The sequence below is a fragment of the Janthinobacterium sp. BJB301 genome, assembly GCF_002735685.1.
GTDB lineage: Bacteria > Pseudomonadota > Gammaproteobacteria > Burkholderiales > Burkholderiaceae_D > Janthinobacterium > Janthinobacterium lividum.
Window position 1 is genome coordinate 308,557 of record NZ_PDZJ01000003.1, and the last position, 18,728, is coordinate 327,284.

16 protein-coding genes are annotated in these 18,728 nt (G+C 62.8%); 7 read left to right on the forward strand and 9 right to left on the reverse strand.

Annotated features, from left to right (window positions below):
• Window positions 1-221: 221 nt before the first annotated feature.
• Window positions 222-2,834 (reverse strand): alanine--tRNA ligase, encoded by a 2,613-nt coding sequence (alaS, locus tag CSQ91_RS20765; RefSeq protein ID WP_099389478.1) that lies wholly within the window; start codon window positions 2,832-2,834, stop codon window positions 222-224.
• 119 nt (window positions 2,835-2,953) lie between these two features.
• Complete coding sequence (locus CSQ91_RS20770; RefSeq protein ID WP_034781775.1) at window positions 2,954-3,427, reverse strand: Fur family transcriptional regulator; 474 nt, start codon at window positions 3,425-3,427, stop codon at window positions 2,954-2,956.
• 157 nt (window positions 3,428-3,584) lie between these two features.
• Between CSQ91_RS20770 and CSQ91_RS20775 the strand changes: the two genes are divergently transcribed.
• Window positions 3,585-5,642, forward strand: coding sequence for a TonB-dependent receptor domain-containing protein (locus tag CSQ91_RS20775; RefSeq protein WP_180278479.1), 2,058 nt, complete (start codon window positions 3,585-3,587; stop codon window positions 5,640-5,642).
• A gap of 89 nt (window positions 5,643-5,731) precedes the next feature.
• Here the strand turns inward: CSQ91_RS20775 and ugpQ are convergent, their stop codons facing one another.
• Complete coding sequence (gene ugpQ, locus CSQ91_RS20780; protein ID WP_099389480.1) at window positions 5,732-6,469, reverse strand: glycerophosphodiester phosphodiesterase; 738 nt, start codon at window positions 6,467-6,469, stop codon at window positions 5,732-5,734.
• 197 nt (window positions 6,470-6,666) lie between these two features.
• Between ugpQ and CSQ91_RS20785 the strand changes: the two genes are divergently transcribed.
• Together CSQ91_RS20785 and CSQ91_RS20790 are read left to right on the forward strand one after the other, a co-directional pair.
• Window positions 6,667-7,785 carry a sensor histidine kinase gene (locus CSQ91_RS20785; protein ID WP_099389481.1) on the forward strand — a complete coding sequence of 373 codons (1,119 nt, stop codon included), beginning with the start codon at window positions 6,667-6,669 and terminating at the stop codon, window positions 7,783-7,785.
• Complete coding sequence (locus CSQ91_RS20790) at window positions 7,782-8,639, forward strand: LytR/AlgR family response regulator transcription factor (protein ID WP_099389482.1); 858 nt, start codon at window positions 7,782-7,784, stop codon at window positions 8,637-8,639. The genes CSQ91_RS20785 and CSQ91_RS20790 overlap by 4 nt, the downstream gene beginning before the upstream one ends.
• Window positions 8,640-8,658: 19 nt before the next feature.
• Here the strand turns inward: CSQ91_RS20790 and CSQ91_RS20795 are convergent, their stop codons facing one another.
• Window positions 8,659-8,985: a hypothetical protein gene (locus CSQ91_RS20795; protein ID WP_070221866.1), complete on the reverse strand. Its 327-nt coding sequence runs from the start codon at window positions 8,983-8,985 to the stop codon at window positions 8,659-8,661.
• A 168-nt stretch (window positions 8,986-9,153) separates the two neighbouring features.
• Between CSQ91_RS20795 and CSQ91_RS20800 the strand changes: the two genes are divergently transcribed.
• Window positions 9,154-9,798, forward strand: coding sequence for a hypothetical protein (locus CSQ91_RS20800; RefSeq protein ID WP_070282483.1), 645 nt, complete (start codon window positions 9,154-9,156; stop codon window positions 9,796-9,798).
• 5 nt (window positions 9,799-9,803) lie between these two features.
• On the opposite strand, the gene CSQ91_RS20805 is transcribed toward CSQ91_RS20800, so the two are convergent.
• Entirely contained in the window at window positions 9,804-11,081 is a 1,278-nt protein-coding gene (locus CSQ91_RS20805) for an MFS transporter (protein ID WP_257217426.1), read from the reverse strand.
• A 108-nt stretch (window positions 11,082-11,189) separates the two neighbouring features.
• Here CSQ91_RS20805 and CSQ91_RS20810 point away from each other — a divergent pair, with 108 nt between their 5' ends.
• On the forward strand, window positions 11,190-12,092 hold the full coding sequence (locus tag CSQ91_RS20810; RefSeq protein WP_034781759.1) for a LysR substrate-binding domain-containing protein: 903 nt from the start codon (window positions 11,190-11,192) through the stop codon (window positions 12,090-12,092).
• Between the two features lie 28 nt (window positions 12,093-12,120).
• Here the strand turns inward: CSQ91_RS20810 and CSQ91_RS20815 are convergent, their stop codons facing one another.
• From CSQ91_RS20815 to CSQ91_RS20830, 4 genes are all read right to left on the reverse strand, one after another.
• Entirely contained in the window at window positions 12,121-12,993 is an 873-nt protein-coding gene (locus tag CSQ91_RS20815) for a hypothetical protein (RefSeq protein ID WP_034781756.1), read from the reverse strand.
• A gap of 19 nt (window positions 12,994-13,012) precedes the next feature.
• Window positions 13,013-13,813 (reverse strand): hypothetical protein, encoded by an 801-nt coding sequence (locus tag CSQ91_RS20820; protein WP_034781755.1) that lies wholly within the window; start codon window positions 13,811-13,813, stop codon window positions 13,013-13,015.
• Window positions 13,803-14,315, reverse strand: coding sequence for a hypothetical protein (locus tag CSQ91_RS20825; RefSeq protein ID WP_099389483.1), 513 nt, complete (start codon window positions 14,313-14,315; stop codon window positions 13,803-13,805). Before CSQ91_RS20825 ends, CSQ91_RS20820 begins: the two co-directional genes overlap by 11 nt.
• A gap of 105 nt (window positions 14,316-14,420) precedes the next feature.
• A complete protein-coding gene (locus tag CSQ91_RS20830; RefSeq protein WP_010395442.1) occupies window positions 14,421-14,714 on the reverse strand; it encodes a DnaJ domain-containing protein in 294 nt (97 codons plus the stop codon).
• A 161-nt stretch (window positions 14,715-14,875) separates the two neighbouring features.
• Between CSQ91_RS20830 and CSQ91_RS20835 the strand changes: the two genes are divergently transcribed.
• Window positions 14,876-16,642: a glutamine--tRNA ligase/YqeY domain fusion protein gene (locus tag CSQ91_RS20835; RefSeq protein ID WP_092611631.1), complete on the forward strand. Its 1,767-nt coding sequence runs from the start codon at window positions 14,876-14,878 to the stop codon at window positions 16,640-16,642.
• A gap of 201 nt (window positions 16,643-16,843) precedes the next feature.
• On the forward strand, window positions 16,844-18,703 hold the full coding sequence (locus CSQ91_RS20840; protein ID WP_257217427.1) for a CHASE domain-containing protein: 1,860 nt from the start codon (window positions 16,844-16,846) through the stop codon (window positions 18,701-18,703).
• Window positions 18,704-18,728 lie beyond the last annotated feature (25 nt).

An 18,728-nucleotide genomic window follows, 5' to 3' on the forward strand; every position in this document is an offset into this window, starting at 1 on the left:
AGTGTGTCGCTCATCATCAATATCCCACCATTGTTTTGTTGTACTGATTTTCGACATACTACTCTAAATCAGGGGCATTGACGCGCTGCACCAAAATAGTTCATCGGCTGTTGTGGTGTCACAACGAGATTCCACACGGCAAAACGGCCCACAAACAGTGTCTGCGGGCCGTTTTCAAGGGGCTGTGGGACGAAAACCCCGCATGCCCTCTAGCTTACGCCTTATTTTGCGCGTTCGCCGACCCAGGCCGGCACGCCAGCCAGGGCATTCGCCAGGCCGCTCGGATCGGTGCCGCCAGCTTGCGCCATATCGGGGCGTCCGCCGCCTTTTCCGCCCACTTGCTGTGCAACGAAGTTCACCAGCTCGCCCGCTTTGACCTTGGAAGTCGCATCCGCCGTCACGCCGGCGATCAGGCTGACCTTGCCGTCCGCCACGCTGGCCAGCACGATGGCGGCCGTTTTCAGCTTGTCCTTCAGCTTGTCCATGGTTTCGCGCAAGCGGGCCACGTCAGCGCCGTCCAGCACGGCTGCGAGCACCTTGATGCCATTGACATCGACGGCTTGCGTGACCAGTTCATCGCCCTGGCCCGAGGCCAGTTTCGATTTCAGCGCGGCCAGTTCCTTCTCCAGCGCCTTCACATGGTCCTGCACCTGGCCGATGCGGGCAGTCAGCTCTTCCGGCTGCGCCTTCAGGGCGTTGGCCGCTTCGACCAGGCGGCGGTTGATGGTTTGCACCAGCGCCAGCGCACCTTCGCCGGTCACGGCTTCCACGCGGCGGATGCCGGCGGCAACACCGCTTTCGGCTATGATCTTGAACAGGCCGATATCGCCCGTGCGCTGCACGTGGACGCCGCCGCACAGCTCTTTCGAGCTGCCGATATCGAGCACGCGCACTTCGTCGCCGTATTTCTCGCCGAACAGGGCCATCGCGCCATGCTTGACGGCATCGTCAAACGACATCAGGTGCGCTTGCGTGGCGCGGTTTTCCAGGATCTCTTTGTTGACGATGGTTTCCACGGCGGCGATCTGCTCGGCCGTCATCGGCGCATTGTGGCTGAAGTCGAAACGGGTTTTGTCCGGGTCGACCAGCGAACCCTTTTGCGCCACGTGGCTGCCCAGCACTTCGCGCAAGGCCTTGTGCATCAAGTGCGTGGCCGAGTGGTTGCGGATGGTGCGCGCGCGCTTGGCCGTATCGACTTGCGCCGAGACGGCGTCGCCTACCTTCAGCACGCCCGATTCCAGCACGCCGTGGTGGCCAAACACGTCAGCCTGGATTTTCAGCGTGTCGCTGACGGCAAAGCTGCCTGCGCCCGAGGAAATCACGCCCTGGTCGCCCACCTGGCCGCCCGATTCCGCATAGAACGGCGTGGTGTCGAGCACGACGATGCCATCCTGGCCCGCCTTCAGTTCCGTGACCTGCGTGCCGGCCGCGTACAGCGCCACGACCTTGCTGCTGAACGTCAATTGATCGTAGCCCACGAAGGTGTTTTTCTCGCCCGTGTACTCGACCTTGCTGTCCTTGTGCGTCTTGCCGCCCTTGCGCGACAATTCCTGGCTTTCCTTCAGGGCAGCGTCGTAGCCGGCCTGGTCGAACGTGATATTGCGCTCGCGGCAAATGTCGGCCGTCAGGTCTGGCGGGAAGCCGTACGTTTCATACAGGGTGAAGGCGGTGGCGCCGTCGATGCCCGTGGCATCCTTGGCCAGCTGCGCTTCCAGCACTTTCATGCCCGTTTCCAGGGTTTCGCCGAAACGCTCTTCCTCGGCTTTCAGCATGCTGGCGACGTTGTCTTTCGCTTCTTCCAGCTCGGGATAGGCGCCGCCCATCTCGATGGCCAGGTCGGCCACCAGCTTGTAGAAGAACGGTTTCGTCTGGCCCAGCTTGTGGCCATGGCGCAGGGCGCGGCGGATGATGCGGCGCAGGACATACGCGCGGCCTTCGCTGCCCGGGATGATGCCGTCGACGATCATGAAGGCGGCGGCGCGGATGTGGTCGGCGATCACGCGCAGCGACTTGTTTTCCAGGTCGGTGGCGCCCGTTTCGCGCGCGGCAGCCTTGATCAGGTGCTGGAACAGGTCGATCTCATAGTTCGAATGCACGTGCTGCAGCACGGCGGCCAGGCGCTCCATGCCCATGCCCGTGTCGACGCACGGCTTCGGCAGCTTGTGCATGACACCGGCTTCGTCGCGGTTGAACTGCATGAACACCAAGTTCCAGATTTCAATGAAGCGGTCGCCGTCTTCGTCAGGCGAGCCCGGCGGGCCGCCAGGAATGTCGGCGCCATGGTCATAGAAGATTTCCGTGCATGGACCGCATGGGCCCGTGTCCGCCATCTGCCAGAAATTATCCGACGCATAGCGCGCACCCTTGTTGTCGCCGATGCGGATGATGCGCTCGGTCGGCACGCCGATTTCTTTCGCCCAGATATCGTACGCTTCGTCATCTTCGATATACACGGTGACCGTCAGCTTGTCGGCTGGCAAGCCGTACACCTTGGTCAGCAATTCCCACGCGTATTGAATCGCATCACGCTTGAAATAGTCGCCGAAGCTGAAGTTGCCCAGCATTTCAAAGAAAGTATGGTGGCGCGCCGTGTAGCCGACGTTTTCCAGGTCGTTGTGCTTGCCGCCAGCGCGCACGCAGCGCTGCACCGAGGTGGCGCGCGTGTACGGACGGCTGTCCGTGCCCGTAAACACATCCTTGAATTGCACCATGCCGCTGTTCGTCAACAGCAAGGTCGGATCGTTGCCTGGCACCAGGGAGCTGGAACGGACGATGGAATGGCCCTTGGACTCGAAAAATTTGAGGAACTTGTCGCGGATTTCAGTTGATTTCATGTTTTTTTGGCAAAGAGTGGCGGCAGCTTTAAAGGGAAGATTATACGTGATATGGGGTGCGGCAATGACGGCTGGCCAGGGCATTGTTGCGCCCGTGCCAACATCGACGACCTGCCCGCTCAGGCCGGGTCGTGGTGGCTGGCGCAGGCGTGCGGTGCAGGCGCGGCCTTGGCCCCGGCAGCGGCGCCTTTGGCCGCAGAGCCTGTGGCGCCGGCGGCGGCATTGCAGTCGGCGCAGCGGCCGTACAGGGTCAGCTCGTGGCGCTCGACAACAAAGCCTTGCGGCGCCATGCGCTTCAAGTCGCCCGGGCAATCATGCACGTCGAACACACGCTGGCATGTGGTGCACTGGAAATGGTGGTGGTGGTGATTGGCGACCGTGTTCGACTCGTAGCGCGGGTTTTCACCCGGCAAGGTCACCACGTGCACTTTTTCTTCCAGTACCAGGGACTTCAAATTGCGGTAGACGGTGGCGATGCCCAGCTGCGTCACTTGCAAGCTGGCCTGTTCGAGGATTTCCTGCGCCGACAGGGGGCGCTGGGCCGACTCGATGGCGGCTTGAATAGCGGTTTTTTGACGTGTTGTGCGTTCCATAGCCGACAGAATACACCATCCGACTATATCTACCGTCCGGAAAAACTGTCACACAGTAATGATAATGGGTTATCATTATCATCTTAGGGCAGGCTATTTCCTTTTCACGCGCTGCCCCAACCCTGCCAACACTGATAGCCGATAAGGAACCTTGCCCATGTCCGTCCGTCCTCACCAACCCACTCCCCTCGCGCTGGCCATCATGCTGGCCTTTGCCGCTCCCGCCAGCGCCCTGGCGCAGCAGGCCGCCACCTTGCCTGCCGTTACCGTCTCGGCCAGTGCGCTGGCCCTGGGCAGCGACGACATGAGCACGCCCGTGACCGTACTCGAAGGCGAGGAACTGGTGCGCGCCCGCGAAGCGACCTTGGGCGAAACCCTGGCCGGCCAGCCCGGCATCACGTCCAGCCATTTCGGCGCCGGCGCCAGCCGCCCCATCATCCGCGGCATGGATGGCCCGCGCGTCAAGGTGCTCTCCGATGGCGCCGAAGTGCAGGATGCATCGACCATCAGCCCGGACCATGCTGTCGCGGCCGAACCGATGCTGTCGGAACAGATTGAAGTCTTGCGCGGCCCGTCCGCGCTGGCCTACGGCGGCGGCGCCGTCGGTGGCGTCGTCAATGTGATCGACAAGAAAATCCCCACGCGCGTGCCGGCGAAAGGCTTTGAAGGCAGCGCGGAAGTGCGCGCCAACTCGGCCGCGCGCGAAAAGGCGGGCGCCTTTGAAGTGACTGGCGGCTCCGGCAACATCGCCTTCCACGCGGAAGGCGTCAAGCGCGACGCGAAGGAATACAAGGTCGGCAGCGGCTGGGAAGGCGGCTCGAAAGTAGGCGGCAGCTACAACAAGACGGACACGGGCAGCGTGGGCGTGTCGTGGGTGGGATCGCGCGGCTTCCTGGGCCTGGCCTTCACCAGCCAGCACGCGGAATACGGCTTGCCTGGCCACAACCACGAATTCGAAAGCTGCCACCCGCACGGCACGCACCTGCATTGCGGCGGCCACGAAGGCCACGACCATGGCGATGAAGAGGAACACGACCACGATCACGAGCATGAAAGCGTGCCGTACGTGAAGCTGAAGAGCGAACGCTGGGATGTGCGCGGCGAATTGCGCGACCCCGTGCCCGGCTTCGCCAAGCTGCGCCTGCGCGCCGCGTTCACCGATTACAAGCACGATGAAATCGAAGGCACCGAAATCGCCACCACGTTCAAGAACAAGGGCCACGATGCGCGCCTGGAAATGGAACACCATCCCGTCTTCGGCTGGCGCGGTGTGGCCGGCCTGCAAACGTCGAAGCGCGATTTCTCCGCCCTCGGTGAAGAAGCGTACGTGGCGCCGACGGTAACGAAGAAACATGCGGCTTTCCTGGTGGAAGAATACAAGCTCGACCAATGGCGCTTCGAAGCGGGCTTGCGCCACGAATGGCAGGACATCACCGTCGACAGCGCCACCTTGCAAGACCGCAGCGCCAAGGGCACGTCCGTGTCTCTGGGCGCCGTGTGGAAATTCGCGCCCCAGTATTCGCTCGGGTCGACCATCTCGCGCACGCACCGCCTGCCCAGCGCCGAGGAACTGTATGCGCACGGCGTGCACATGGCCACGGCCACGTATGAGCTGGGCAATGAAAACCTGGGCAAGGAAACGTCGAACAATATCGACTTGACCTTGCGCAAATATGCGGGCGCCACGACCTTCTCGGCCAGCGCCTACCGCAACAAGGTAGATAATTACATCTTCGGCTCCACCCTGGACAACCACGAAGGCTTCCAGCTGATCCAGTACGCCCAGCGCGACGCCACGTTTACGGGCGTGGAAGGCCAGATCCGCCAGCAACTGAACCCCATGTTCGGCGCCAGCGTCTTCGGCGACTACGTGCGGGCCAAGCTGGCCAACGATGGTGGCAACTTGCCGCGCATCCCGGCCCAGCGCGTCGGCGTGAAGTTCGATGCCAACTGGCAGGCATGGAGCGGCGTGGCCGAGTTCTACCGCGTGGGCAAGCAGGATAAAGTGGCAGCGTTCGAAACGGCAACCCCGGGCTACAACATGCTGAACCTCTCCGCCAACTACGACACGCGCATCGGCACGACGCCGGCCCAGTTCTACATCAAGGCAAACAACCTGACGAATGAACTGGCGTACAGCCACACCTCGTTCATCAAGAATGCGGCGCCGTTGATGGGGCGCAATGTCACCGTCGGCATGCGCGTGACGTTCTAAGGATGGAAGCGTAGGTCGGCTTAGCGCGTGGCGCCTAAGCAGACGTTGCCACGGCACCATGAAGTCGGATTACGCTACGCTAATCCGACCTACGCCTTGATCAGATCGATCCTGTCCGTGCAAAACCCATCCACACCCCAGGCCAGCAGCTCGCTGGCCCGCTCGGGCGTGTTGACGGTGTAGCAGAACAACCCGTATCCCGCCTCCTTTATCTCTCGCGCCAGCTCCGGCGTCAGCTGCTGGTGATCGCAATGGAGCGCCACCACGCCCAGTTCGCGCGCCTGTCGTTCCCAGCCATCCGGTATCTGTTCGACCAGCCAGCCGCGCGCCAGTTCCGGCGCCGCCTGGCGCGCCGCCTGCAAGGCTTCGATGCTGAACGATGACAGCAGCGGCAGCAATTCCCCTGCCGCGATTTCCTGCGCAAAGTAACCGCGCGTGGCGCGCGCCACCGCCTCGCCCGTGGGCACGTCGAAGCCGGGCGCCGGCTTGATTTCGATATTCATCCAGATGCGCTGCGTCTTGCAATAGCTGACAACGGCGTCAAACGTGGGCACGCCCTCGCCCGCGAAAGCGGGGCCAAACCAGGCGCCCGCCTCCATCGCTCCCAGCTGCGCGGCCGTGTAATCGCTGACATGCCCGCTGCCGGCCACGGTGCGCCCCAGTTCGGGGTCGTGCACGACGACGGGCACGCCGTCGGACGCCAGCATGACGTCGAATTCAACGGCGCGGTAGCCGTAGGCCAGGCCGCAGCGCAGGGCGGCCAAGGTATTTTCAGGCGCCAGGGTGCCGCCGCCGCGGTGCGCCAGGGTACGTGGATAGGGCCACATGATGCTTCCTTTATAGCAATTCCATGGATACAGACTGTCTTGCCATACTATTGCGTGCCTGTCCTGAAAAGTAAAGCGGTCCCGTTTGGCGACCCTCCGCGGCGAATGGCGGCGCGCCAGGCGCGTTTCGTCGCAGCCCGGTTGCGCCCTGGCTTGCGCTGGCACACAATGCCCCATCGCTACCAGCAGACAACAACATGAAAACCGACGCTCCCTCCGCCGCTGCGCCAGCAGCCAAGGCCAGGTCTCCGTACTACCGCATGCTGCACGATGCGCGCTACGCACTGGCGCTGAACGTGATCTGCGCGCTGGTCATTACCTTCATCCTCAACCCGGGCAGCCATTTTGGACAAAACCTGGTCGCCTCGATGTGCATCGGCACGATCGCCTTCCTGCTGATCGACGGCATGCGCCTGACGTTATGGGGCGCTGACCAGCGGCCCAAATTCCTGCCCTTCATGCTCATCATCCTGATTTCCGTGCCCGTGGCGCAAGTGCTGGGCCTGACCCTGTTCAGCTGGCTGACGGGCGTGGACGTGGGCGGCTTCGAAAACCTGCTGCCCACGCAGATGGTCAGCACCCTCGTGTTCACCTTGCTGGCCACGGGCGGCGCCGTGCTGTTTTTCTCCAGCCGCGAAAAGATTACCCGCCTGCAAATGGCGGCAGCCCAGGAAAAGGCCCGCGCCGAATCCGTGGCGCGCCAGGCCATGCAGGCGCAACTGCAACTGCTGCAAGCGCAGATCGAACCGCACATGCTGTTCAACACCCTGGCCAACCTGCAGGGCCTGATCAGCTTTGATCCAGACCGCGCCCAGTTACTGCTCGACCAGCTGATCCAGTATTTGCGCGCCACCCTCTCTTCCTCGCGCGCCGAATCGACCACTCTCGAGCAGGAGTTTTCCCTGATGCAAGCCTACCTGGGCCTGATGTCCATCCGCATGGGCGCGCGCCTGAGCTTTGCGCTGGACTTGCCCGAGGCTTTGCGCCAGGTCAAGGTGCCGCCCATGCTGCTGCAGCCGCTGGTGGAAAACGCCATCCAGCATGGCCTGGAACCTAAGATCGAAGGCGGCCATATCCATGTGCACGCCTCCACGGACGCTGGCGTGCTGATTCTTACCGTCAGCGACGATGGCCTGGGCCTCGACCATCCGGGCCAGACCAAGGGCACGCACCTGGGCGTAACAAATATCCGCGAACGCCTGCGCGGCATGCACGGCGATGCCGCCAGCCTGTCGCTGGCCGCCAACCATCCGGCAGGCGCGACCGCCCGCCTGACACTCCCCCTTCCACCCACCATCACGAGTCCCCTCGCATGAGCCAACACACCGCACGCGCGCCACGCGCCCTGATCGCCGAAGACGAACCGATACTCGCCGCCGCCCTCGCGCACGCCTTGCAGCGGCTGTGGCCGGAACTCGACATTGTCGCCACCTGTCCCAACGGGGTGGAAGCCTTGCGGCAGGGCCTGGCGCTGCAGCCCGACATCCTCTTTCTCGACATCAAGATGCCAGGCAAGACGGGCCTGGAAGCGGCCGAGGAGCTGGCAGAGCAATGGCCGGACAGCGTCCCTTTTCCTCACATCGTGTTTGTTACCGCTTACGACGAATACGCGCTGGCCGCCTTCGAGCACGCGGCCGCCGATTACGTCTTAAAACCCGTCAACGATGCGCGCCTGGGCAAGACGGTGGAACGCCTGCAGCAGCGCTTGCGCGACAGCGGCGGTACGGCAGCGCCGGCGAACGCGACAGCGACGGCCGCCACGGTGACACCGGCAGCCGGATCCGCCAGCGACGACAACATGGCCCGCCTGCTGAGCCAGCTGCAAGCCATGCTGCCGCCCGCGCCGCGCCTGCAAATGATACGCGCGGCCGTCGGCAACAGCGTGCGCATGATCGCCCTGGCCGACGTCGTGTATTTCGAGGCGCTGGACAAATACATCAACGTCGTGTGCCAGGACAGCGAAGCGCTGATACGCACGAGCCTGAAGGAACTCTTGCCCCAGCTGGACCCGCAACAATTCTGGCAAATTCACCGGGGCACCATCGTCAACGCCGGCGCCATCGCCACGGCCGTGCGCGACGAGGCGGGCAAGCTGTCGCTGACCCTGCGCCAGCACCCGGCGCAGTTGCGCGTCAGCCCTCTATATGCCCATTTGTTCCGCCAGATGTGAAGCGGTCAAGAGGTAGGGCCTAGTGCAGCTGGTGCTTCAGGTCCGACAATTCATCATGCACCTTGAGCACGGCGCTCTTCATTTCCGGCGTCACGCTGGTCGCCGTGCCGCACGCCCGCTTGGCGCGGTCGCCCAGTGATTCCATCTGGTCGACGGCTTGCCGGATGCGCGCATCGTCTTGCGTGTCGATGGCTTGCCGCACGGCGCTCTTTTGCTGGTCCAGCTGGTTGATGCAATCCTTCAAGTCCATCGGCATGCCCTGCTGCTTGCCGCACAGCTGGGCTGCCTGGCCGATCGCGTGTTCAATGGCGCCAAAGCGCCGTGCCACTTCCTTTACTTGCATCATGATGATCTCCTGTTCGCGTGGTGTCTGGATTGGATCACCAGACTGGCGCAGGGTTCCCCACCAGCGGCCAGCACATCAAAATTTCCATGCGGCACTTTTTTTGTAAGCGCTTGTGACATTTTAGATAATTATCAAATCCTTCAGATACATTGGCGTACCTGAACCACCATGCCCTCCATGACCTCGCTGACTACCTTGCCCCGCCGCGCTCCCGGCCTGCTGCTGATTGTCCTGCTGCACGTGGGCCTGGCATATAGTGTCTTGCAGTCGCGGCCCCGCGCTATCACGGACGAACACCTGCCGCAGGGCCCGGCCATCGCCTGGCTGCGCTACACCCCCCCGGCGCCGCCCAAGCCGGTCCCCGTACCATTGCCCAACGTAAAACCAGCCGCCGCGCGCCTACCCGTGCCGGCGCCCGTCAGCCGCCCCTTGCCCGCTCCCGCCGCCGAGCAGGCGCCGGCGCCAGCAACGCCGGAAGCGATCACACTCGTCGCGCCACCCAGCGCGGCCGATATCCTGGCGCAAGCCAAGCGCGACGTGGGCAAGATCGACAGGGAGTTGCGCAAGGAATTCCCGCAGCGGGGAGAGCAAAAACTGGACGACACAGCCTTCAAGCGCATGCAGCAAGGCTTTGCCGAGGCCTACGCAGCCGTGCCGCCGAAATGGTATGAAGCGTCAAGAATCGAGGAGATCGGCGCGAATGAGGCCAAAGGCAGCCGCACTTATAAAATCACCAGCGCGCTGGGTACATTGTGCGTGACCACGCGCGCGGGCAAGCAGGGGGAAACGATGATCGGCATGTGCCCCAAATAGCTGCCTCAGCCCACCGCTTCGCGCGCCCCCAGCGGCTGCAAATGGCGCAGGCGCAAGGCGATCAGCACGCCGCCGCCCAGGCACAGGCCCAGCATGATGACCACGCCCGTCCAGCCGTCGAAGCCCCACATCATGCCCGAGGCGGAACCGATCAGGCTGGAACCCAGGTAATAGAACAGCAAATAAAAGGCCGAGGCCAGGGCCTGCGGTGCGCGGGCACGGCGGCTGACCCAGCTGCTGGCGATCGAATGCGAGGCAAAGAAGCCGAAGGTGGCCAGCGCCATGCCGATGACGATCAGCGGCAGGGAATCGAACAGGGTCAGCAAAATGCCGGACAGCATCACCGACAGCATGATCCACAGCACGCCCCGGCGCCCCAGGCGGTCCACCAGACGGCCTGCCCAGACGGAACTGAAGATGCCGATCAGATACAAGAAGGCCAGCAAGCCGACCGTGCTCTGGCGCAAGCCAAATGGCGCGGCCAGCAGGCGGTAGCCGATGTAGTTATACAAGCTGACGAAACACCCCATCAGCACGAACGCCAGGCAGAACAGCCATGGCAAGCCCCGGTCGGAAAAATGCTGCTTGATGGCGTGCGGCAAGGCGTTCCAGCCCTTGGTGCTGGGCACGAAGTTCTTCGATGCGGGCAGACTGCGCCAGAACTCGGCCGCCGCCAGCACGCCGGCCACGCCCAGCACGCCGAGGGCCCAGCGCCACGACAGGAAATCGCTGAGCATGGACGCCACCAGCCGCCCCGACATGCCGCCAAACGCGCTGCCTGCAATATACAAGCCCATCGACAGGCCCAGCGACGGCCCCTCGATTTCCTCGCCCAGGTAAGCCATGGCCACGGCCGGCATGCCACCCAGGGCAATGCCCAGCGCGGCGCGAATCGCCAGCAGCTGCGCATAATCCTGCGCGAAGGCGGACAAGATGGTGAGGATCGCGGCGGAAAACATCGACGCCACCATCAAGGACTTGCGGCCGACCCGGTCCGAGACGGCACTCAGCAGCACCAGCGAGATGGCCAGCAAGCCGCTCGACACGGACAAGGACCAGCTGCTTTGCGCCGGCGTCAGATGAAACTGGTGCGACAGCAGCGGAAACAGGGGCTGGATGCAATACAGCAGGCTGAAGGTGGAAAAGCCGCCAAAGAACAGGGCGCGGTTGCTGCGCTTGAATTCCGCCGTACCTTTGGCGATGGCCGAACGGGGAGCGGGAGGAGCAACAGGAGCAAGCGCCGGAGTGGCGACGGAGGCAAAAGCAAGCGATGAATCAGACATGGCCGTGTTTCGAAGAGGAAGCGAGTCTTCATCTTAGGATTGCCAACTCATATCGTCCAATATATATTCAAGGCCCAACTCATACTTTAAAACAATTACTGGACAAATATGGAACTGCGCCACCTGCGTTATTTTGTCGCCGTCGCCGAGGAGCTGCACTTCACGCGCGCGGCCGAGCGCCTGCATATCGGCCAGCCGCCGCTGAGCCAGCAAATCCAGGCGCTGGAGGCGGAATTGGGGGCGCAGTTGTTCGAGCGCAACAAGCGCTCCGTGCGGCTGACGCAGGCGGGCACGCTGTTCCTCGACGATGCGCGGCGCATCCTGGCCCTGTCGGAACAGGCGGCCGTGACGGCACGCCGGGCGCAGCGGGGCGAAGCGGGCGAATTGCGCATCGGCTTTACGTTTTCCACGCCGTTTACGCCGTATTTTGCCACCGTCATCAACCGCTACCGCCAGCAATTCCCGCACGTCACCTTGACCCTGCACGAAATGGCGACCCTGCATCAACTCGAAGCGATCTCGGGCAGGACGATGGACCTGGGCTTCGTGCGCCCGCCGGAAACGACGTACCCCTCCGATATCAAGCTGACGCAATTGCGGCAAGACCCGTTGTTCCTCGTGCTGCCCGTCGCCCACGCGCTGGCGGCCAAGAAGGCGATTGCCATTGCCGACATGGCGGGCGAAGGTTTTGTCATGTACCCCAAGGATGCGGGCACGGGGATTTATCCGCAGATCTTCCGCCTGTGCAAGGCGGCAGGCTTCGTGCCCCAGGTCGCGCAGGAAGCGGGCGAAGCGTCCACCATCATCGGCCTGGTGGCGGCCGGCTGCGGCATTTCCGTGCTGCCCGCCTCGTTCGACCGCATCCGCATGGATGGCGTGTGCTACCGCCCGATCGCCGACCCGCAGGCGACGACCAGCTTATTGCTTGCACAACGGGAAGAAGAAACGTCGCCGCTGGTGGCGGCGTTCGTCAAGCTGGCCGAAGAGGCCGCAATGGAAGGGGGAGCGTAGGCCGGCAGGCGCCGGCCCACGTACTGTACTACGAGTAATCCGCGTCCAGCTCCGAACCCGCGTAGTTTTCCAGGTCCTCGAACAGGCTCTTCATGCTGGCCCGCGTGAGGATTTTATGCACGACGGTGCAGCTGCGGCGGTACGAGTCTATGCGGTCGAGCAACACGGGATGGTGCTGCACAGGCACCTTGGCCACCAGGGCGGCCCAGCCTTCCTCGAAGTCGGGCTTGTTCTTGCGCACGGAACGCACAAAGCGTTCAAACTCCTTTTGACCCGTGCGCGCGATGATGCGCCCGCCGCCTTCGATGGCGAAGATGATGGCCAGGGCGATGACGCCCTCGGCATTCAAGTCGCTGTCGCTGACGGGGCCGTTGTCATGGTGGCGGCGCAGCCAGCCGGCCAGACGCACGACGGCTTGCACTTCCTTGCGCTGTTGCAACTGCAGCGCATACTTTTCATAGCCGGCCCAGTTCTGGTTCGGGTCGGCCTGGCAAATATCGATGAACAGTTCGCGCAAACGGCGCTGCAGGTAGACGGGATCCTGGTCGTATTCGCCGACGAGGGCGTCTTCCGGCAACTGCGACAGGTCCTTGATCAGGCGAAAGCCCACCTGGAACGCGTGCTCGGCGCCGTGCTCGACGAGGAAATCGAGCGCGGCCTGGTCGCCTTCATGCGTGACGGCCTGCTCCAGTCCCAACGACACGCCGCCCACCGTCAGGTACAGCGCTTTCTGGATGCCATCGGCCGTGCGTTCATTCGTGAACTTCTCGGCCACCATGGCCGTGATGCCCGTCAATTCGTCGGCCAGGTTCAGCGCCGCGTCCTCGCGCGGGTCGCGCGGCAACAGTTTGATGGCGCGCACCAGGCGCGGAAGATTCTCTACAACAATTGCTGGCAGCATTAGACGTTCCCTGCTTTCATTACGAGAAAATGCCGGTGCCCAGGCTGCGGCGCGTGCTGGAGCGTGGCGCGCTGCGCGTGCTCGGCACTTGCTTGCGCAGGCGGTACAGCAATTCCTTGGTGCTACGCTGCAACATGGTCGGCTCTTCGTCCGGGTCGTCCGAGTATTCCGCGTCGGCCAGGTCGGCGCTGTGGCGGAAGTCGGGGAACAGTTCGAACAACGAGCGGTCCCAGCCGTCTTCATTCGCTTGCGCCAGTTCGATGGCCAGCGGCACGACGTCATTGTCGGACGAGGTCACGCCCGTCACGTACGGTCCCTTGATGACGATCTCGCCCGCCACTTCGAGGATTTCCTTCGGCGCCATCGAGAACAGGATCGCAAACGCCGTGGCGCCCCAGTCGGTGGCCGATGCTTCCAGCAGCAGCTCGCGGCGGCGCTCGGCGTCGTCGGTGGAAAACACCACGCCGTGGATGTGCGCGAACAGGGCTTCGGCGATGCGTTCAGGATCGTCCTCGATCTGGTCGTCGCTCCAGGTGGCGGCGATGAAGGCCAGGCTGTCGGCCCAGGCTTTCGGCGGCACCAGCAAGGTCGCCAGCGACATCTTGCCGCCATCGAAACCGGCCAGGTGCAGGGCCGTCACCTGTGGCGGGATGGCATTCAATACTTCCACCACGGCCAGGTCGCCATACTGGTCGGCCGCATCGGCAAACGCCTGCTCGGCGTGGCCCAGCGAACCGGACAGCACCAATTCCGTGACCTGTTTCGTCAGCGCGGGAAGATTGCTCTTTTGATCCGCATTTTGCTTGTCATTATCTGCCATGGTCATCTCCATCCTGGTCAAACATCTGGGCGAAATCGTCGGTGGCTTCGTCTTCGTCGTGATCGTCGTCGCCGCCGTCATTGGCGGCCAGCTGGTCGAGCGACTGGTCGTCGTCGTCCCACAGGCGCGGATTCTTGTGCAAAAAGGCCGTGATGATGGCCTGGCGCGCCAGGTCGGGGAAGCTCTCTTCGATGGCGGCGTACATCTTTGCCGCTTCCGGCGCGGCGCACGCGGCCATGGAAAACACGCGGGCCGTATCGCCGAATTCGTAGTCTTCGCTTTCGGCCAGCAAGCCTTTCGGGTCGCTGAAGGTGATGTGATCGACCAGCGCGAAGGCCAGCATGTTCACGTCTTCGATGCCGCCGCCGCTCGCGTATTCACCGACCAGGGCGTCGACCATGCTTTTGTAATTCTTGCGGTTCGGCGGGTCGCCGAGGATGCCTTCGATCTGGCCTTCCAGCTCGCGCGACTGGTACGCGAATTCAGGGTGTACTCTTCTCATGCTGTGCTTTCCAATGTGGTGCGCGGCACTTTTACTTAAAAGCAAAAGCACCATTGTTTGTTGTTTTTCAAATCATTCAGGCTGGCCGGACAGCCGCCAGCAGGCTTAATCTGCCGGTAGGACGGTGCCATGCAGGCGGAACACGCCGCACCACAGGGCATAGGCTTCCGCTTCCGGATCGATGATGATGCGGTGATTCACGCTCTGGTCGTACTCGGCGCGCTTGGCCGGGTCGGCCAGGATTTCATACGCCTTGGTCACGCTCTTGAAGCGCGCCTCGGCGCCGGGGGCCTGGTTGCGGTCGGGGTGGAAGCGCATGGCCAGCGAACGGTAAACTTTCTTGATTTCATCGTCGCTGGCATTGGGCGCGACACCGAGGACGTTATATAAATTTTCCATAAAAGGCTCCGGGGTCACGTTTTTCTACTAATTAAAGGCGAATTATCCTATAGAACGGCGCCCGCGTCGCTTGCATGCTGGGATATGGGGGCAAATACGTGCTTATAAAGCGCTTGCGGTACGGTAAAATGCTTTTTACTGTCACTCTTCCGCATTGATCAATGAGCAACGATAAACCGAATACCGCCGCGCCAGCGCTGGCGCCCAATTTCTTGCGTAACATCATCGAAGCCGACCTGGCTGCCGGCGCCCACGTGCGTCCCGGCCTGCCCCAGGTGATCACGCGTTTCCCGCCGGAGCCGAACGGCTACCTGCACGTGGGCCACGCCAAGTCGATCTGCGTCAACTTCGGCCTGGCGCGCGATTACGCCGGCCAGTGCAACCTGCGCTTCGACGACACCAATCCGGCGAAGGAAGAGCAGGAATACGTCGACACCATCATGGACAGCGTGAAATGGCTGGGCTTTGACTGGGAGCCGAAGCATGCCGATGGCCAGAGCCATCTGCACTACGCGAGCGACTATTTCGACCAGTTGTACGCGATGGCCGAATACCTGATCACGGCCGGCTTTGCCTATGTGGACAGCCAGAGCGCCGAAGACATGGCCGCCAACCGGGGCAATTTCGGCCAGGCCGGCAAGAATTCGCCGTTCCGCGACCGTCCGCGCGACGAATCGCTGGCCCTGTTCCGCGCCATGAAGGCGGGCGAATTCAAGGATGGCGAGCACATCCTGCGCGCGAAGATGAGCGAAGATGCCATGAGTTCGCCGAACATGAACTTGCGCGACCCGGCCATCTACCGCATCCGCCATGCGCACCACCACCGCACGGGCGACGCCTGGTGCATCTATCCGATGTACGACTACACGCACCCGATCTCGGACGCGCTGGAAAACATCACGCATTCGATCTGCACGCTGGAATTCCAGGACCACCGCCCATTCTACGACTGGCTGCTGGAAACCCTGTCGGCCGGCGGCTTCTTCGCCAAGCCGGTGCCGCACCAGTTCGAATTCTCGCGCCTGAACCTGACCTACATCGTCACCAGCAAGCGCAAGCTGCGCCAGCTGGTGGAAGAAAAAATCGTCGACGGCTGGGACGACCCGCGCATGCCGACCCTGGTGGGCATGCGCCGCCGCGGCTACACGCCGGAAGCGATCCAGCTGATGTGCGAACGCACGGGCGTGACGAAATCCGACGGCTGGATCGACTACAGCGTGCTGGAAGGCTGCCTGCGCGAAGACCTGGATCCGAAGGCACCGCGTACGGTGGCCGTGCTGCGTCCGTTGAAACTGATCATCGATAATTTCCCTGAAAACGAAAGCGTGGAATGCACGGCGCCCGTGCACCCGCACTTCCCGGAACGTGGCTTGCGCACCTTCCCCATCTCGCGCGAGCTGTGGATCGAGGAAGACGACTTCATGGAAGTGCCGAACAAAGGCTATTTCCGCCTGTATCCGCCGATCGACGACAAGCCGGGCAGCAAGGTACGCTTGCGCTACGGCTACGTGATCGAGTGCACGGGCTTTGACAAGGATGCGGACGGCAAGGTCATCGCCGTGCATTGCACCTATTTCCCGGACAGCAAGTCGGGCACGGAAGGCAGCGCCAACTACAAGGTCAAGGGCAATATGCACTGGGTCAGCGCACCGACGGCGATTCCCGCCGAAGTGCGCCTGTACGACCGCCTGTTTACGGACCCGCAGCCGGACGCGGGCGGCAAGGACTTCAAGCTGGCCTTGAATCCGCTGGCCAAGGAAGTGGTGCAAGCGTGGCTGGAACCGGGCGCGGAACTGGCCCAGCCGGAACAGCGCTTCCAGTTCGAGCGCCACGGCTACTTTGCGGCCGACCGGGTAGACAGCCAGCCTGGCAAGCCCGTCTTCAACCGCATCGTCACCCTGAAAGACAGCTGGCAGCCCGCCAAGTAAGCCACCGGGACGACCCACAAAAAAACCGCTGCGGCGGTTTTTTTTCGTTTCAACGGGAAATATTGCCTGTTGACTATAATAACGATAATTTTGTATATTAGGCAGCTATTGAGCAATTTGCAATTTTAATAGTGCTTGTACAACCTAGCCTAGCCTCCGCCACCAGGCGGCACCCGATTCCTCTTCCTGATGCGGATGGCAATGCCTTCTACTGCCGGCGAACACCCCTTAGCTGCTGAAAAAAGACCGCTGTGGCTGTTCGGCTTTGTCGTGTCGACGATGGTGGGCCTGCTGTTCTACATGGCCGCATCGCTGTCGATCGAAAGCGATGCCAGCGAAGAATTCAACAATCTGGCGCACAACACCCAGAAAAACATCGAATCGCGCACCAAGTCGTATGCCAACCTGCTGCGCGGCACGGCCAGCCTGTTCCAGGCCAACGAACACGTGAGCCGCGAGCAATTCCACCGCTACGTGGCAAACATCTCCCTGCAACAGAACTACCCGGGCGTGATGAACCTCAATTACAGCCAGGAACTCGACGAGACGCAGCGCGCCGCCTACGAAGCGGCCATGCGGCGCGACTATCCGCCCGGGCGCGACGGCTATCCGGCGTTTGCCATCCACCCGCCCGGGCCGCGCGCCCAATATTCCGTGCTCGTATACATCGAGCCGATCGCCAGCGCCCCGGAAAAGTATGGCCATGACATCGCCTCGCGCCCCCAGATCGCGGAAGCGCTGGCGGAGTCGCGCGATTCCGGCCGCATCAGCAATTCCGGCGTGCCCGTGCCGATGGACGGCCGTCCCCAGCTGACGGGCATGGCCATGCGCCTGCCCGTGTACCGCTTCGGCATGCCGGTCGATACGGTGGAACAGCGGCGCGCGGCTTACCAGGGTTCCGTCGGCATCGGCTACGACCTGGTGACGATGATGCGCAGCGCGCTGGCCGACATGCCGGTACGCAACGTCCGCCTGACCCTGTTCGATATCGGCCCGCAGGCGCTGCAACAGCGGGAGGTGCCGCTGCAGTTGCCGCACGACATGCGCCCCATCTTCGACAGCACGGCGGCGGGCATGCATGCGCCATGGTGGCAGCCCGGCAGTTCAGGCCGCTACCTGAGCAGCACGCTGCTGATCGAGCACAATGGCCGCGCCTGGCAAGCGCTGTTCAGCGTGCGCAAGAGCGACCTGTATTCGCGCTTCGACGCCTTCCTGCCGTGGCTGGCCCTGCTGATCGGCTTTGCCAGCACCATGCTGCTGTATGTGCTGTTCCACACCCTGGCGTCGTCGCGCCGGCGCGCCATCCAGATGGCGACAGGCATGACGGAGGAATTGCGCGCCAGCCAGATCCGCCTGCAGCTGTCGCACCAGAAACTGCGCCGCCTGGCTGCCCACGCCGACCAGATCAAGGAAGAAGAGCGCAAGCGCATCGCGCGCGAAATCCACGACGACCTGGGGCAGAACCTGCTGGTGCTGCGCATCGACGCCGACATGCTGGCCTCGCGCACGCAGCGCCGCCACCCGCGCCTGAACGCCCGCGCGCGCTCAACCCTGGAGCAGATCGACGCCACCATCAAGAGCGTGCGGCAGATCATCAACGACTTGCGCCCTACCGTGCTGGACCTGGGCGTGAATGCGGCCGTCGAATGGCAGGTGGCGCAATTTCGCCAGCGCACGGGCATCGCCTGCGAAGTGAGCGAAAGCCATGACGACATTTGCCTCAGCGACCAATGCGCGACGGCCCTGTTCCGCATCCTGCAAGAGTCGCTCAGCAATATTTCCCAGCATGCGAATGCCAGCCGCGTCCAAGTCAAATTGGAAAAGTGCCGCGATACGGTGTCGATGAGCATCAGCGACAACGGCGTGGGCGCGGCCATCGACGGGCGCAACAAGCTGGGCTCGTTTGGCCTGGTGGGCATCGAAGAACGTATAAAGTTGCTGGGTGGTACTTTCTACATTGAAAGCAGCCCCGGCGCCGGCATGAGCGTGCATGTCAGCGTGCCGCTGGGCGCGGACGCCACCGCGTTTCCCTACCAGGAAGAAAGCCGGGCCAGCAGCTGAGCGGCGCGCGTTCCGCATGAAACAA